Source organism: Pseudomonas sp. AE27 (assembly GCF_037113495.1).
In the GTDB taxonomy this organism is placed as follows: domain Bacteria; phylum Pseudomonadota; class Gammaproteobacteria; order Pseudomonadales; family Pseudomonadaceae; genus Aquipseudomonas; species Aquipseudomonas palmensis.
In genome coordinates, this window is sequence record NZ_CP146966.1 from 2,137,033 (window position 1) to 2,153,543 (window position 16,511).

Below are 16,511 nucleotides of genomic sequence, written 5' to 3' on the forward strand. Positions count from 1 at the left end.
TTGACCCTTTCGCCGGCAAGGCCGGCTCCTACAGGTTCACGCATCACCTGTAGGAGCCGGCCTTGCCGGCGAAGAGGCCGAATCAGGCGATGGCCGCGTCCACCAGCTCCTGCGCCTCACCCACCAGGCGCTGCAGGTGCGCGTCGTCGACGAAGCTCTCCGCATAGATCTTGTAGATGTCTTCGGTGCCCGAAGGCCGCGCCGCGAACCAGCCGTTGGCCGTCATCACCTTCAAGCCGCCAATCGCCTGGTCGTTGCCCGGCGCATGGCTGAGAATCTGCTCGATCGGCTCGCCCGCCAGCGTGGTCGACTTGACCTGCTGCGGCGACAGCTTGCCCAACTGGACCTTCTGCTGCGGCGTGGCCTTGGCATCCACCCGGGTGGAGAACGGCCTGCCCAGCGCCTCGGCCAGCGCCTCGTATGCCTGGCTTGGGTCGCGCCCGGTACGGGCGGTCATCTCTGCCGCCAGCAGCGACGGGATCAGGCCGTCCTTGTCGGTGCTCCACACCGTGCCGTCCTTGCGCAGGAACGAGGCGCCGGCGCTCTCCTCCCCGCCAAAGCCCAGCGAACCGTCGAACAGGCCATCGGCGAAATACTTGAAGCCCACCGGCACTTCGTACAGGCGACGCCCCAGGCGTGCCGCCACGCGGTCGATCATGCCGCTGCTGACCACGGTCTTGCCCACGGCCGCATCGGCGCGCCATTGCGGGCGGTTCTGGAACAGGTAGTCGATGGACACCGCCAGGTAGTTGTTCGGCGCCAGCAGGCCGCCTGACGGGGTGACGATGCCGTGACGGTCATGGTCGGGGTCGCAGCCGAACGCCACGTCGAACCGATCACGCAGGCCGATCAGGCCCTGCATGGCGTAAGGCGAGGACGGGTCCATGCGGATCTGGCCGTCCCAGTCCACGCACATGAAGCGGAACGTGGGGTCGACCTCGGTGTTGACCACGTCCAGGTCGAGCTTGTAGTGCTCGGCAATCGCCGACCAGTAACGCACCCCGGCACCGCCCAGCGGGTCGACACCCAGGCGCAGGCCCGCACCACGAATCACATCGAAATCAATCACATTGACCAGGTCGCTGACGTAACTGCCCAGGTAGTCGTGACGGTGCGTGGTGCTGGCCTTGAGGGCCTGTGCATGGCCCATGCGCTGCACGCCCTTGAGGCCGTCGGCCAGCAGTTGGTTGGCCTTGGCCTCGATCCACTTGGTCACGTCGCTGTCGGCCGGGCCGCCATTGGGCGGGTTGTACTTGAAGCCGCCACTTTGCGGCGGGTTGTGCGACGGGGTGATCACGATGCCGTCGGCCAGGCCACGGCTGCGGCCACGGTTGTAGCAGATGATGGCGTGGGAGATGGCCGGGGTCGGGGTGTACTCGTCATCCTTGGCCAGCATCACCTCGACGCCGTTGGCTGCCAGCACCTCCAGTGCGGTAGCCGCCGCCGGGGTCGACAGCGCATGGGTGTCGATGCCGATGAACAGCGGCCCGTCGATGCCCTGCGCCTTGCGGTACAGGCAGATGGCCTGACTGATGGCGAGCACGTGCGCTTCGTTGAAGCCCAGGTCCACGGAGCTGCCGCGGTGCCCCGACGTGCCAAAGGCAACGCGCTGGGTGGCGACGCCTGCATCGGGCTGGCCGGTGTAGTACGCGGTCAGCAGCTGGGGGATATCGACCAGCACGGAGGCTGGCGCCGGTTTACCCGCCAAGGGACTGAGCTTCATGCAAAACCTCAAGTAAAGATGTACAGGGTGATGAAAATACGCAGTTTACTGGCACTTCGACCACAACGCGACGGCGGCGATCCCGCCCGCCGCGACTATTTGTACTGCGGTGCCCACCAGCCGGGAAACATCCGCTGCACCCGGGGCTCGGCAAAACGGTCGTCGATCAGCATGACCACACCGCGATCTTCAGTGCCACGTATCACTCGCCCGGCCGCCTGGATCACCTTCTGCACGCCGGGGTACAGGTAGGTGTAGTCGAAGCCCGCGTCGAACAGAGCGCCCATGCGCAGCTTGAGCTGCTCGTTCACCGGGTTGACCTGGGGCAGCCCCAGGGTGGCAACGAAGGCGCCGATCAGCCGGGTGCCCGGCAGGTCGACCCCTTCGCCGAACGCCCCGCCCAGCACGGCGAAGCCCACGCCCTGCCCGTCTTCGACAAAGCGTTCGAGAAAGCCCTTGCGCTGCGCCTCGTCCATGCCGGGCGACTGCGACCATTGCACGATGTGCGGGTAGCGCTCGGCCAGCAGCCGCGCCACCTGCTGCTGGTAGTCGAAGCTGCTGAAGAACGCCAGGTAGTTGCCCGGCTGGAGGCGGTACTGCTCGGCGATCAGTTCCACGATCGGCGCCAGTGACGCCTGCCGGTGCTGGAAACGCGTCGACACGCTGCTGATCACGTGCACCTGCAACTGCTCGGCGGCAAACGGCGAGGCCACGTCCAGCCACGCGGTGTCGGCCGGCAGGCCGAGCAGGTCGGCGTAGTAGTGGCGTGGGCTGAGGGTGGCGGAAAACAGCGTGACGCTGCGCGCAGCGGCCATGCGCGGGCCGATCAGCGGCGCCGGCACCACGTTGCGCAGGCACAGGGTGGACAGGCTGCGCCGGCCCGGGCCGTCGCGCTTGCTGATATCGAACACGAAATGCTCGTCGAACACCTCGCACAGGCGCAAGAACTGCGAAGCCTGAAAGAAGAGCTGCAACAGCGGCCCTTCGACGCCGGCAGGCTGCTGGTTCATGCTGTCCTGCACATGGCTGACAAAACGCTGCAACGCCTTGAGAAAGGCCTCGGGCAACTGGCCGGTGGCGCGGTAGGGAACGTCCTGGTCCTTGTGCACGGCGTTCCAGGCCCGGTCAAGGCGCTGCAAGGCGTTGGCCATGCCTGCCGGGGGATCACGCCGCAGGGCCTTCAATTGCCATTGATCGAGGCTCACGCTGTACATCTGGCGTGCACGCTCCACCAGGTTGTGCGCCTCGTCCACCAGCACCGCCACCCGCCACTGGTCGAGCTGGGCCAGGCCGAACAGCAAGGCGCTCTGGTCGAAGTAGTAGTTGTAGTCGCCCACCAGCACATCCACCCAGCGCGCCATCTCCTGCCCCAGGTAGTACGGGCACACCTGGTGCGCCAGGGCTACCTCGCGCAGGCGGGCCTGGTCCAGCACCGGCTGCTGCGCGGCGGCCTGGCGGGCGGCGGGCAAGCGGTCGTAGAAGCCCTTGGCCAACGGGCAGGCTTCGCCGTGGCATGCGGTGCCGGGGAACTCGCAGGCCTTTTCCCGTGCCACCAGTTCCAGGCTACGCAGGGCCAGCTCGGGGCTGGCGTGCATGACCCGCTGCACGGCCTCCAGCGCCAGCGCCCGCCCCGGCGTCTTGGCGGTCAGGAACAGCACCTTGTCCAGTTGCTGCGGCACCATCGCCTTGAGCAACGGGAACAGCGTGCCCAGCGTCTTGCCGATGCCGGTGGTGGCCTGGGCCATCAGGCAGCGGCCGGTGCTTACCGCCTTGTACACGGTCTCGGCCAGCTCGCGCTGCCCGGTACGAAAGCTGGCGTGGGGGAACGCGAGCGCCTGCAGGCCGCTGTTGCGCAAGGCCTGGCGTTGCATCTGCTGCTGGGCCCAGCGCAGGAACAGCGTGCACTGGGCGATGAAGAACTGCTCGAGTTCGGCGGCGGTATGGCGGGCCTCCACCAGGGTTTCGCGGTCGCTGTCCACGTCCAGGTACACCAGCGCCAGGTTCACCTCGGCCAGTTCTCGCTGCTGGCACAGCAGCCAGCCATACACCCTGGCCTGGGCCCAGTGCAGTTGGCGGTGGTTGTCGGGCTGGCTGGCCAGGTCGCCGCGGTAGGTCTTGATCTCTTCCAGGCGGTTGAGCGCCGGGTTGTAGCCGTCGGCGCGCCCGCGTACCTGCAACTGCTCGAACTGCCCCTCCAGCGCCACCTCCGACTCATAGCCCCGACCCCGGCGCGTGACCACCGTGCGGTGGCCGGTGATGCCCTCCTGGGCCGAGGGCGACGGGGTGAAGCGCAGGTCCAGGTCACCGACCTTGGCGGTGAACTCGCACAGCGCACGCACCGCTACCTTGTAGCTCATGCTGCCGGCTGTGCCCACTGCACGTGGCACACCTCGACGGGCAGGCCGTGCTCGGTGCAGAAGGCGATCCAGCGCAGCTGGTTGTCCTGCAGGCGATCGCCCGGCCCCTTCACTTCGATCATGCGGTAGCGCCGTTGCCCGGGCCAGAACTGGATCAGGTCGGGCATGCCGGCGCGGTTGGCCTGGATATCCTCCAGCAGGCGCTCGAAGCAGCGCTTGAGGTGCGCCGCCGGCAGGCAGTCCAGGGCCTGCTGCAACAGCGTGGCATCCAGCAGTTCCCAGTACACGAAGGGTGATTGCAGGCCGTGCTTGGCCTGGTAGTTGGCCAGGATGGTGTGGCGGTAGCGCTCATCGTCCAGTTGCCCCAGGCAGGCGGCAAAATGCTCGGCGCGGCGCGCCTGGAAGCCGGCGTCGTGCAGGTCCAGCGGGCCGCTCTGGAACGGGTGGAAGAACGCGCCGGGCACGGGCGCGAAGATGGCTTCCCAGCACAGCAGCCCGAACAGGCTGTTGAACAGGGTGTTCTCGACGTAGTGCACCGGCCCGTCATCGGCCGCCAGGTGCACCTGCACCGCCTGCTCCACGCCAAGCGTCGACAGATCGACAGGCAGGCACAGGTCCAGCCGGCTGATCGCTGCCGGGGCGCGCCGACGCTGTGGCGGGCCGCCCAGCTTGCGCTGCAGGCGGGGCACGATGCGCGCCAGCGCCTGGACCTCCAGCGCGTTGGCCGGTTTGGCGCCCACTTCGCTGGCAAGCTCCAGGGCGGCGGCATGATCGGCGCTGCGCTCCAGCACGCGGATATGCCGGATGCGTGCCTGGGGGTGGTTGCTGCGGGGGTAGATGTTCAGGGCCTGGGCCCAGTCGCCGCTGCGCTCGCAATGCTGGCCAAGCTGGAACAGCAACCTGGCGCGGCGCCGTTCCAGCCACGGGTTGCTCGGCTGCAGGCCGTCCAGCAGTGCCAGCACCTGCTCGACCGGCTGCCCGGCCTCGAGCTGCTCGGCACAGGTGTGCAGGGCCAGGCACAGGTCGATATCGGCGCGCTCGCGCAGCGCCCGGGAATCCTCGCCGAACGCGACCTGCTCGTAGCGCAGCAGGCCAAGGTCGGCGAGCACGAACTCCGACCAGTCCTGGTGCAGGTTGCCGAAAAACAGCAGGCGCAGACGATCGCACAGCGCCTGCAGGTGCAGCACGTACACCGGTTCGTCGAATTCGGGCCACCACTGACGCAGGGGCCTGGCCTCGGCATACAGCGCCGACAACTGTTCGAGCAGTTCGCCCTTGGCAGCCCGCGGGCGCTCCAGCACGTCGGCGAAACAGCGGGCGATTTCGTCCTTGCGCAGCAACTGGAACAGGTGGTCCAGGCCCAGGCTCGGCTGGTCGTCGAGCCAGCCCAGCGCTACCAGCGGCGCGGCGGCAGGCTCGATTGCGCCGATTTCCAGGTAGGTCAGCTTGCTGGCGCGAAACATCACCCCCTTGCGCATCACCATGCGTACCAGCAGGGCCTGGGAGGCCTGGCCCAGCGTCGCGAACTGTTGAATGAAGGCGTGTTCGTGTTCATCGAGCAGGTCGGCGTAGCGCAGTTGCACCCAGGCCAGTACCTGCTGAAAGTTGCACAGGTAATAGAACGGGTCGGCGACGGAATGGGCGATCACGGAGCGGGTAACCAGCAGAAGGAATCCACTGGTTATACATACAGACAGGCGGGCTTGGCAACCTCAGCGGATCAATGGCGCAACCGGCCCGGATCGCTGTCGCGGGCCCGCGCCAGCAGCGAACGTCCACCGGCGGCCGCTTCACTTTCTCGCTGGTAGAGCATCTGCAGCGTGCTCAGGGACAAGCCGCTGATCTCCTCCAGCCATTGCACCATGGGCTGTGGCGAGGGTACGCCCTTGAGTGCCTTGTGCAGGTAGGGCAGCGCCGCCTGCATGCCGGGGTGCCGCGCCTGTACGAAGCGCTCCAGGTTGCGCCCGCGGTCGACGAAGGGCGCGAACAGCAGGCAGGCCAGCTGTTCTTCGTTGAGGTTGTAGCCCTGCAGGGCGAAGTTGTCCGCCAGGCGGCGGCGCTGGCCGTGGCGCTCGCGGTCTTGCCAGGTTTCCATGGCCAGTGCCTGCAGCGCCGCCGGCACCGGTTTGCGCCGCAGCTGGGCCTTGACCTGCTGCAGGTGCTCGGCAATGCCCAGCGCATAGTCCTGCCCCTGCACCCACTGCGCGCGCAGCCCGGCAAGGTGTGCCATCAGCAACGGGTTGGCACAGGCCGACTGGCTGAAACCCAGGGCCAGCTCGTCATAGCGAAACCTGAGAAATTCGAGCAGCAGCACGCTCTGCCCCTGCTGGCTGTCCTGCAGCAGGTCGGCGATGTCGATGAAGCGCGGGATACGGCGGGGGCCTGGGACCTGCCGAAGGGGCTCGGCTGGCAGCCCCAGCACCTCGTTGAGGTAGATGCGGCGCAGTTGGCCAAGGCCCTGCAACAGGGCGCCAGGGTGTGAGTGGGCCGGCCTTGCACTGCTCAACCCGGCCTCGCGCATCATGCGGCGGCCCCACGCCAGGTAGCGTTTGCGCTCGGGCATCGGGTCGGCGTTGATCAATGCGTCCACCCCGCCCTCCCAGCCCATGCCCTGGCGGTAGAGTTCGGCCAGCGCCAGGTAGAAGCGATTGCAGAACATCGGCCGCACCTGGCCGGCGGTCAGGTGCCCGGCAACCAGGGTGTCGAACCGCTCGACCTGCTGCTGACGCGGCGACAGCGGCTTGAGTGCATCGAAGTGCTGGAGGCCGCCGTCGTCCAGCACCAGCAGCTCGACCCGCAGGTCGTCATGCAGCACCAGCGCCGAATAGCCACGCTCGATGTTCTCGATCACCGCCGTCGACATGCCCACATGGCGGGCGGTGACCACGCGCAGCTCGAAGGTGGCGGGCGCACGCGCCGCAATGCTCAACTGCGCGGCGCGCAGAAACGCCAGGGCGAAGGAGCTGTCCTTGCCGCCGCCATGGGCCAGCATCACCTTGAAGTCGCCTATGCGCTCGATCCCGCCGGCGGCCACCAGCATGCGCTGGATAAGCAATTGCAGCGACGCGCGCTGGCCCTGGGTAAGGCACTCGAGCAGTCGCTGCAGGACCTGCTGGTAAATGTGAGTCATGGCTTGATCGTGGAGGGTACTCATGGTGTATACCTGATTCGATAACGACTGCCGGCAGCCGGAAGTTACCCGATGCGGGTAACAGGACATCGTTGCGTAACAACGGCAAAGTGAATTAAAAAAAGAATGATGGTCTTAGGATGTTTCTTACAACTTCCTACGATTGTTCCGACTCAGATCGAAACAGCATCGCCCGATGACCACCCTTGCCCCGGACAGCGCCCCCCGGCGCGTTGCGTGCGAGGGCCCCACCTCCATGAACAGTACAGCTGGCACACCATATCTCGCTCCTTGAGATGATTGATGGTTGGATGAACAGCGCCGCCTTAGGCACTACAGTGCCCGACGCCCATAGGAAACAGCAGCCTTTCCACGCGAAGATGTAATTTTACGGACACCGGAAAGTCTTTATTCCCACGCCCACAACATAACGCAAGCGCCGTACTTAGTCCGCACAAGTTAAATAGGAAACATCTGAAACTTTAATAAGAAATTTCCACAAAAAAGCCCGAGACTCGGCTCGGGCTTGGCGTGTCGCGCAGCCTGTCAGGCGTCAGGCAGCACCAGTACCACGCGGCCTCCACACGGGCACTCGTCCATGTGGCGGTGTGCGGCGACGACCTCGTCGAACGGGTAGGCCTTGATGATGTGTGGCAATACCTGGCGGTCGGCGGTGAACTGGTTGATATCGCGCAGTGCGCGCTGCAGCGCCACCTGGTCCTGGGTGATGCCCAGCTCCGGCTTGCCGGTGAAGTTGCTCACGCAGTGCACGAAGAACTGGATGTTCTTCTGGAACGCCGCACAGGCCGGGAACGGCGTCTGGTTGCCGCCCTGCAGGCCGTACAGCACCAGGCTGCCGCGTGGCGCCAGCACATCGCCCAGCAACGACATCTGCGGGCCACCCAGGCCATCGAGCACCATGTCCACGCCGCGGTTGTCGGTGTACTTGTTGATCTGCATGAGCAGGTCCTGCTCTTCGGTCACGATGACCTTCTCTGCCCCCAGCTTGAGCAAGTTGTCGCGCTCGGCGCTGTCCTTGGTTGCGGCGATCACCTTCAGGCCCAGGGCCTTGCCCAGTTGCACGAAGGCCGGCCCGGCACAGTGGCTGGCGTCGGTGACCAGGGCGGTCTGCCCGGCCTTGGCCCGCGCCAGGTCGACATAGGCGAAATAGGCGATCAGCAGCGGCGTGTAGTGCACGCTGGCCTCGATCGGGCTGAGGATATCGGGGTAGCGGGTCAGTGCGTTGCGCGGCAGCACGATGACCTCGCCATACACCGGGTGCTCGTTGGGGCTGGTGGCCGGAAAGCTGGCGACCTTGTCGCCGATGGCCAGGTCGTCGACGCCGGCGCCGAGGGCGGTCACCACACCGGCCATTTCGTGGCCGATGCCGGCTGGCAGGCGCGCATGGGACGGCGCCAGGTTCTGCCGCCACAGCACGTCGTACCAGCTGATGCCGATAGCCTGCACCCGCACCTGTACTTCACCGGCAGCCGGTTGCGGCGTGGCCACGTCCTCGCACTTGAGCACCTCGGCCTGGCCGAATTTGTGAAAACGGATCATGCGGGACATCGCAAACCTCGCCTAGTGAACCTCTAATACCCGCAACTCTATCGGGGCTATAGCGGTTAGACCATCAGTGGCCATTAATAGTCAACATGCCTGTCATTGATTGGTGATAGCGCCTGCTGCGCAATTTATGCGGTGCAGGGTACCGTCTTTGCCCTTAAGATTCACCCCTGCCCCGACCAGACCTATGAAGCGAAGCCGATGAACCGTAACGACTTGCGTCGCGTCGACCTGAACCTGCTGATCGTGTTCGAGACCTTGATGCACGAGCGCAGCGTCACCCGCGCCGCGGAAAAACTGTTCCTCGGCCAGCCGGCCATCAGTGCGGCGCTGTCGCGCCTGCGCAGCCTGTTCGACGACCCGCTGTTCGTGCGTACCGGGCGCAGCATGGAGCCCTCGGCGCGGGCGGTGGAGATCTTCGCCCTGCTCTCCCCCGCGCTGGACTCCATCTCCACGGCGGTAAGCCGCGCTGCCGACTTCGACCCGGCCACCAGCACGGCGGTGTTTCGCATCGGCCTCTCCGACGACGCCGAGTTCGCCTTGCTGCCGCAACTGCTCAAACGTGTGCGCGCCGAGGCGCCGGGCATCGTGCTGGTGGTGCGCCGGGTCAACTACCTGCTGATGCCCTCGCTGCTGGCGTCGGGTGAAATCTCGGTGGGCGTGAGCTGGACCAGCGACCTGCCGGCCAACGCCAAGCGCAAGGTGCTGCGTCGCAGCAGGCCCAAGGTGCTGCGTGCCGACAGCAAGCCGGGCAGCCTCAGCCTGGATGAATTCTGCGCACGCCCGCATGCCCTGGTGTCGTTTGCCGGCGACCTGAGCGGGTTCATGGACGAGATCCTCGAGAAGCTGGGGCGCAAGCGCCATGTGGTGCTGGCCGTGCCGCAGTTCAACGGCCTGGGCAGCCTGCTGACCGGCACCGACATCCTAGCCACGGTGCCGGACTACACCGCCGAGCAGCTGACCGCCGCCGGCGGCCTGCGCGCCGAAGACCCGCCGCTGGAGGTGCAGAGCTTCGAGCTGCATATGGCGTGGCGCGGGTCGCAGGACAATGATCCGGGGGAGCGGTGGTTGCGGTCGCGGATTCAGATGTTTTTTGGCGACCCTGACAGTCTTTAGGGGCTTCGTGCATGCTTGATTAGTTGATCATTTCTGCCTCTTTCTAGCCTCGAATAGCCATTTGCTTCCAGTTAATTGCTAAATTTGGGGCATATTTGAGGGCATGCTTTGGATGGTTTGAAAAGGATGCCCCCAACCGAAAATGTCAGCGCTTTCGGTAATCTGCCGACCACGCTGTTCATCTTGGGTGCCAAAACTGTCTTCGCGGTGATTTTTCGCTTTCCAGAGTGCTCCCGAGAGTAAGACCGCCGCTTAAGCTCACCACCTTCGAAAACCAAGCTGCTCCAACAGACGTGGCGCGGAGGATTACCGGCACTGACCAACGGCCAGAGGTTACCGCGCCATGAAACGCAAGCCAAAACGCGGCCTCCCACGGCTATTCGACAAACCAAGTACCGGGAGCGGGATGTCATCGAGCGTCTATTTGGCTGGCTGAAAGAGCACCGCCGGCTGGCCACGCGTTACTGCAAGCTCACAATAAGTTATCTCACCATGGTCACGTTGGCCTGCTGCCGGATCTCTCTTCGTACAGTGCCTAGAAAAAAGCTACAACAGTATCGATGCCGCTCGTTCGCTTGGACTGGTTGAGTCAACCTTGCGCTGGGTGGTCACCCAGCTCAAGGGCGTCACGTTCCGGTACAAGCGCCGCCCTACCCCGTCAGCGTGGAAGCGACAGTTGATTAGACAAAGAAGACCCCGCCCTTCAAGACCTCATCGAACGCTTCCTGCGTGCTGTTCCGCTGAAGTATCCGAACTTGCCAGAGATAGAATGACCGAACCACCTGGCCTTCAGAGGCAGGAACTTCGCGGTAGGCCGTTCCGCGCGACACTAAGGCTGCACCACAGGCCCCACTCAGCTGCGTCGGCCGCACCGGCCCCCAGCCCGAGTTCCAATGGGAATAATCCGCCACCACTTGTTCACCCTCTAGGACCTCAAGCATACCGCCTTCTTGGCGCACCTCGATTTGATCAGTATGCACGACAGTAGGCACAAATAATCTAGATGGATAGAGGTGCAGCTGCAGGTATCCCATGCGATCAAAGTCAACCCGTCCCGCCAAAGGCAAAGACGTCGACGGGTCGTCCAAAAGCTCATCGATAGGCATTCTACGCAGCCATATCTTTCCGTCGAGTGGCTTCGTAGGAGCGCTCGACAGCGTAGGCATGTCGTGCCAGTAGGTGTCGAGATGTACTGCCAAGTCCTGATCCGCCACCTCACTGTCACCGACCTGCAACCAACGCACCAGCGATACCTCAACACAACGCCCCATCGTCATCTCTACGGGAGAGCTGAGCGCAACTAACTCATCACCGGGCCGCTCGGCTGCAACGCGGTCGACGACACCTCGCAGGATTTCCTCAATCACCTTTGAGCCCCCGCTGAAGTCCCCCCGAATCAGCCCCCATGCCGGACGTGACGGACTCAGCGCAGCCAGCGCTGGATGAACGGGCAGTGCTTTAAGCGCGTAATAGCGAACGACGCCGGCCGGCAGCTCCCACAACTGCTCTGCTACCACCAAGGTACGCAGATAGGCAGAAATCCCACGAAGGGCGGCACGACTCGAGTACGGCCCCACGAATCCTTCGCCCAGCGACCGCGCAAAGTGCCAGAAGTCCCCCTGTATGGGCGACTCAGGATAAGCCGTCTGGTTCTGAGTCCATTCGAACGCCATCTGACGGATTAGCGGGAGCGAGGTCCGATTCTCTAGCCGGCTCAGATTCGTTCGTAAGTTCCTGGCCAGTTGCAGCCCCTGCATGCCATCGAAGTCAGTAGGGGTCTCGAAGTCTGGCGGCGCCACTTTAAGGTCGACATCGAGCGCCTGCGCCTCAAAACCGAGGGCCTCTAAGAACAGGTTGGACAGCAGGGACGGTTTGGGTGTGCGCTTCAACAAGTCCAGATTGGCAACGTATCCCTCCACCGCCGCAGCAATCCAGAAAATGCAAAGCGCCTCGACGACTTCCGCCTCAAGCTTGCACGAGTTCAGCAATCTCAGGAGCGCAGCCTCGGTTTCTGCCGCTGTGGCAGGGGCGCCCAGTCGTTTTGCCAACTCCTGCATTGTCCACCATCGGCCTGCAGGTATTGGCCATCCGAGACGAGCAATGAGAATTCGAAGATCGTCCATCACTCCTCCTGAAGGTCTGCTGTCGCCAGTTCGACTCCCCAGCACGGTATAGTCAAGGGTAGCGTTCGAGTATCTTCGAGCACGCAATCGACCATCACCTGCGCAAATGCGACCGCTTCATCAATGCGCTTTTGCTTCGCATAGAAATAGACCATGGCTTCGCCCGGAGCCAATCTCGGCCGCTCCGGCTCACCGAACATGGAATAGGTCGTTTCACTCACGAATTCGTCGCACCGCTTCGGGTAATGCTTCGCCACAAGGTCCAACCGTGCCAGCGTCTTCTCTTCGCCCTCCATGAAGTTCATCCACCCGCCACTGTTGATCTGTGCCTCCACGAGATACTTCCAAGCCGCCCTCAGACCACTCATTTTGCGTCTGGTGTGGAAGGCGTGACCGGACATATGAAGTAAACCACGGCCCAGCCCCCGGGCCGACAACAACGGAACATCGAGCGCCTCTAGAAGCCGCTTCCCTTGACCGTTACCCTCCCAATACCGATACCAGTCCTGTAGCACCGCTTCGTCGTCGTAGCCACGACCCGAGAGACGATCCAGCAAAGCCTCCAGTTCTTCGGGTTCGAAGGCTGAGACGTCACCATCAAAAGGTTTTCGATCGGTGTTAGAACGAGGATGTTCCTCGCGATCCAGCACACCGATATCCCATCCTCCGTGAGCGATGAGTTCCTGCAGTCGCTCAGCGGCACCCGGAATACCCTCCTTGGAAAGGCGCTGCAGCAAGTTGCCAACATTCGGATGCAGCCCTGTGCGCATCAGCGCGTCAAGCTGCCAGCCAGACTTCACTCCCTGCTCAATGTAAGCACTCAGACTATTCTCAGCCGCAGTCCACTGCCCCGCGCTCAGATGCTCCTCATACTTGGTCACTAATGCGGCAGGAGCCAGCTTGGCCAGCAACACGTCTGCCTCGGCCAACACATGTCGGGTACCACTGCCGTCCGTGTAGTCGAGCACCGAGTGGACTTGAGAAGCCACCTGCGCCAGCAGTTGGCGTGCAGCCTCTGGCGCGTGGTCGACCAGGAAGCCTATCGCATCAAGAGTCTTGCTCAACGTCGGGTCTTTGCGATGCGAAAAGCCAGTTGCCAGCTCCCAGGTCTGTCGACATAGTTTACGCGCGGGGTCCTCCAAACCATGCGCAACGGCGATTCCACACAGTTGCAGCGGCGTCTGCAAATGCACGCTGGTCTCCTGACGAACTTCCGCATCAAAAAGCTCGTGTTGGGATCTCACAAAGGTTGCGGCGGCCTCATGAGACATCTTCGTCAAACGTCCAGAGGCATACTGCTCACGGAAGGACACGGCATCGAACCATTTGAAGGTCCGTGAAGCGGACAACGTAGCTTCGGTCAGATCAGCTTCGACGTCATGGCCTAACAGGATGCTGCCGAGTCGGACATCACAGGCCACGCGATGCAGCGCTGCCCGAAAATCATCAGCCGACGATTGCCAGTCGTAGCTTTGTCGAAAATGTAGGTACTCGAGCGGCTCCAGTAACTCATAGAGGTCGTGGAAATCCACAAACTCTCCTCGCCACCAGCGATTCGCAACCTGTGTCGCGACGCCCGAGAGGGCATTCAGGAAGTCTGTAATGTTTTCTCGGTCCGCATAGATTGGTGCGCGTACAATGCTGAATTCAGTTTGCGCCTCTGCGGCCATGCAAAACCTCAAATGCACGGTACTGAAAAACCAGTGGTGTACCAACCTCGCCAGCCCCACCCTCCGTTTACGGTAGTCCAGCTCCAGCCAATCAATCGGGATATCCGCGCTCAAGGGCGTCACAGACCGTGTGCAGCCAGCCCTGATAGCAGCAACAAAGGGTGTCGTCGAGAGCTCATTGAAGTCGGGACGCTCGACAATGCTGACATTGACTTGAGCCGCAGCTCGGAGGCAGGCATCGCTGACCACATGCTTGCGCCAGCCGTCACCCATCGACGCTGCGAGTGACATCAATTCATCCAGTTGCCCCTCTGCGGCCATCAACCGTACGCACGGCAACCACCATTCCGGATGAGCCCGTGTTGCAAGCTGCGTGAGCCACTCCGGGGTGGTCCCTACTGCACCCAACTGCGCAAACGCAGCAGCCAGGAATCTGAAAGCCTCCAAACCGCTCCCTGTCGCATACTGGCTCGAGAACCGACTCGCACCTCGGAAGCGTCGCAGCGTTTCTTCACCACACATCTCAGCCACGGTATGGTCGCCGCGCGATTGCAGCGCAAGTCCCAATGCCGCTACAAGTTCTATTTCCGCCTCGTGCCGGGAAGCAACGTTTTCTTGGATCACTCCATCGTCCGGCGCCAGCGTCCACGTATAGGAAGCCAGTCGAGCCATGTCCTCGTCCGGCATCTGGTATTTGCTGCCCTCAATCATGCGGTCCTTCAAGTGCTGAAGGCGATAGGCCTGCGCGAACTCAGCCCGGTCAAGCGCTGCAGTTACGGCGTCGGTGATCAATGTGTCGAATAGCGACTGCGGATAACCCTCTTCCAGGCGATGTAGCACCCAGTCACGGGTCAAACCGGCGATAAGATTGCCTGGATCACCGAGCTGCGCCTGGATCGTCCAGAGCCAGTTCACCCTCAACGCGTCGGGCGCCAAAGTCTCTAGCCAATGCGCAACCTGCGGCCTCAGTTCAGCGATACGATCGGAGTATCCATCGGTCGAGCGCACGTATACGGCCAGACTCTCGTGAAAGACCTTCAGCCCAGCGGCCGACGAATGAAGCAGATGTGCCACCTTCTCGATTTCCGGCGCAGCCAGCCCCATCGCGGTAGCGATCTCAGCGAATGCGGTTCGCGGCCAGAAGAACGGAAAGGTGCATACCAATCGCAGGGCATCCTTCGAGCTAGGAGAAAGACGCTCCCACAGTGATCCGTAATAGAACTTCGCTTCTTGGCTCAGATCACCAGTGAGTTGTTCGACGTCCCATCGCGTAACCTTGCCACCAGCAAGCACCAGTGCAGAGGTTGCGTAGATGACATGCAGCGGATGCCCATTGGTCTTGGCGCGGAGTGCGGCGGCAGCACTTTGCAACTCCTGCTCGATAGCAGCCTCATGTACTGCGGAAGCTCTAGACGTTTCAGCCTTACTCTCCTCACCATGAAGTTCCGGTTCCTCAAGCTCTACGGGCTCAAGACGCGTGCTCAACCGACCGGCCTGAACTGCCTGTTGAAGGTATGAAAGGACAGCGTCGCCGGACATGGGCGGGAGCATCTTCCAATTTGCCCTGGGCGCCGCTACCAAAAGGTCGGCAGGCAATTGAGTGTCGTCCACTGGCTGTGTACCGACCAGCAGCACCAAGTTCTCAGGGCAAGGCACCAACTGAGAAAACAAGTCCTCAAGCGGTTGTTTGTCTCCAGCATGAATGCGCCATACGTGGTCAAGACCGTCCAAGATCAGCACGAACGGTTTGTCGAGCGACTTGTAGTGGGATGCAGCGGCTTCCAATAAAGCTCGCAGGCTGCCTGAGGTAGAAGGAACGTTCGGATGAAATCGTTTGATCTGCGACCGGATAGACTCCTCGACAACGTGGCTGTGTACGCGATCCCGACCACGCGCCGTCGTGGACAAAAAGTAGTGGTGGCGTACAGTTGGAATATCTTTTTCGGCAAACGTGTCGCACAGAGCGCTGAGGTAGGTGCTCTTGCCACGGCCTGGCGGCCCAGTCAAGACAATCGCCTTACCGGCCGAGCGCATGACTTCCTCGACGAATTCGCGATGGAAGACTGCATCGGGTACCTCATACCCCTTAGGGACTGCAAAATCCTCGGGCAGCGGTGCAGGCGGCGTCGCTTGAAGGATCGCGCGAAGCTCTGGCAACGTAATCCAGCCGGACGGCGGCGGAGAGTCCTTCTGAGTAGCCCAGTTCAAAGCAAGAGTTTTGAGTACGGCGATGCCCTCCGGCGTGCCATGCGCGCGTAACCTTGCGTCAATCTCGTGTTCAAGAGTTTCGTAACCCTTATCGCTGTGCGTGATCTGCAACTGGTCGAGAAACTTCTTGCAGTCGTTCTCGTCGCCAAGCTCGGCGATAAGCGCCGCGCGCCTCGGACCAACAACTTTGGAAAAGTCAATCTTGCCGTTCGATAGACAGACTTCAATCTCGGCATCTGGTCGGCGATTGGTCAGCAGAGAGATTTCGCCGATCCGCGCGGGGTCCAGCGACCGGTATGCGTCATACCATTTTTTCAACATCGACCGGGATCGCTCTGTCTTGCCTGACTTCTCAAGCAACCAATCCCAGGACAGCGGATGTGCATCAGGGTTTGGCGTGAACTTTACCTGCTTGAGATCCTGCAGACCGTCTGAACGCTCCACCACGATGTCATCCAGCCCCATCGGTGCGTCCGCATCGACGTCACATTCGAACTTAACCATTGCGTAGCGACTCGGCGCATCTAGCCAGTCGCACAACACCCGCAACCCTTGCCGGTTCTGATAGATATAGCCGGCTGCGGTGATCGCCGTGTTCTTGATGTTCTCAGTCATCAT

At 62.6% G+C, this 16,511-nt stretch carries 8 protein-coding genes and 1 pseudogene; 2 read left to right on the forward strand and 7 right to left on the reverse strand.

The window, feature by feature from the left end; genetic code table 11:
- Window positions 1-82: 82 nt before the first annotated feature.
- From pgm to V9K84_RS09765, 5 genes are all read right to left on the reverse strand, one after another.
- Window positions 83-1,723: a phosphoglucomutase (alpha-D-glucose-1,6-bisphosphate-dependent) gene (gene pgm, locus V9K84_RS09745; RefSeq protein WP_088515125.1), complete on the reverse strand. Its 1,641-nt coding sequence runs from the start codon at window positions 1,721-1,723 to the stop codon at window positions 83-85.
- 95 nt (window positions 1,724-1,818) lie between these two features.
- Window positions 1,819-4,080 carry an ATP-dependent DNA helicase gene (locus V9K84_RS09750; protein WP_088515126.1) on the reverse strand — a complete coding sequence of 754 codons (2,262 nt, stop codon included), beginning with the start codon at window positions 4,078-4,080 and terminating at the stop codon, window positions 1,819-1,821.
- The gene (locus V9K84_RS09755; RefSeq protein WP_088515127.1) at window positions 4,077-5,729 is read right to left on the reverse strand and encodes a VRR-NUC domain-containing protein; all 1,653 of its coding nucleotides are present in this window, start codon (window positions 5,727-5,729) and stop codon (window positions 4,077-4,079) included. Before V9K84_RS09755 ends, V9K84_RS09750 begins: the two co-directional genes overlap by 4 nt.
- A 71-nt stretch (window positions 5,730-5,800) precedes the next feature.
- On the reverse strand, window positions 5,801-7,210 hold the full coding sequence (locus V9K84_RS09760; protein ID WP_143516651.1) for a hypothetical protein: 1,410 nt from the start codon (window positions 7,208-7,210) through the stop codon (window positions 5,801-5,803).
- A gap of 546 nt (window positions 7,211-7,756) precedes the next feature.
- A complete protein-coding gene (locus V9K84_RS09765; protein ID WP_043863985.1) occupies window positions 7,757-8,779 on the reverse strand; it encodes a zinc-dependent alcohol dehydrogenase family protein in 1,023 nt (340 codons plus the stop codon).
- A 198-nt stretch (window positions 8,780-8,977) separates the two neighbouring features.
- On the opposite strand from V9K84_RS09765, the gene V9K84_RS09770 reads away from it, so the two are divergent.
- Window positions 8,978-9,892 carry a LysR family transcriptional regulator gene (locus V9K84_RS09770; RefSeq protein WP_043863986.1) on the forward strand — a complete coding sequence of 305 codons (915 nt, stop codon included), beginning with the start codon at window positions 8,978-8,980 and terminating at the stop codon, window positions 9,890-9,892.
- Between the two features lie 315 nt (window positions 9,893-10,207).
- Window positions 10,208-10,399, forward strand: a pseudogene (locus V9K84_RS09775) (transposase); the annotation flags it as partial.
- A gap of 173 nt (window positions 10,400-10,572) precedes the next feature.
- Here V9K84_RS09775 and V9K84_RS09780 read toward each other — a convergent pair.
- Both V9K84_RS09780 and V9K84_RS09785 read right to left on the reverse strand, forming a co-directional pair.
- The gene (locus tag V9K84_RS09780) at window positions 10,573-12,015 is read right to left on the reverse strand and encodes a multidrug DMT transporter permease (RefSeq protein ID WP_168186831.1); all 1,443 of its coding nucleotides are present in this window, start codon (window positions 12,013-12,015) and stop codon (window positions 10,573-10,575) included.
- Window positions 12,015-16,508 carry an ATP-binding protein gene (locus V9K84_RS09785; RefSeq protein WP_168186830.1) on the reverse strand — a complete coding sequence of 1,498 codons (4,494 nt, stop codon included), beginning with the start codon at window positions 16,506-16,508 and terminating at the stop codon, window positions 12,015-12,017. Before V9K84_RS09785 ends, V9K84_RS09780 begins: the two co-directional genes overlap by 1 nt.
- Window positions 16,509-16,511 lie beyond the last annotated feature (3 nt).

Bases quoted from the DNA above. Each gene is read 5' to 3' on its own strand.
- pgm (WP_088515125.1), bottom strand. From the start codon at position 1,723: ATGAAGCTCAGTCCCTTGGCGGGTAAACCGGCGCCAGCCTCCGTGCTG.
- V9K84_RS09750 (WP_088515126.1), bottom strand. From the start codon at position 4,080: ATGAGCTACAAGGTAGCGGTGCGTGCGCTGTGCGAGTTCACCGCCAAG.
- V9K84_RS09760 (WP_143516651.1), bottom strand. From the start codon at position 7,210: ATGACTCACATTTACCAGCAGGTCCTGCAGCGACTGCTCGAGTGCCTT.
- V9K84_RS09765 (WP_043863985.1), bottom strand. From the start codon at position 8,779: ATGTCCCGCATGATCCGTTTTCACAAATTCGGCCAGGCCGAGGTGCTC.
- V9K84_RS09770 (WP_043863986.1), top strand. From the start codon at position 8,978: ATGAACCGTAACGACTTGCGTCGCGTCGACCTGAACCTGCTGATCGTG.
- V9K84_RS09780 (WP_168186831.1), bottom strand. From the start codon at position 12,015: ATGGACGATCTTCGAATTCTCATTGCTCGTCTCGGATGGCCAATACCT.
- V9K84_RS09785 (WP_168186830.1), bottom strand. From the start codon at position 16,508: ATGACTGAGAACATCAAGAACACGGCGATCACCGCAGCCGGCTATATC.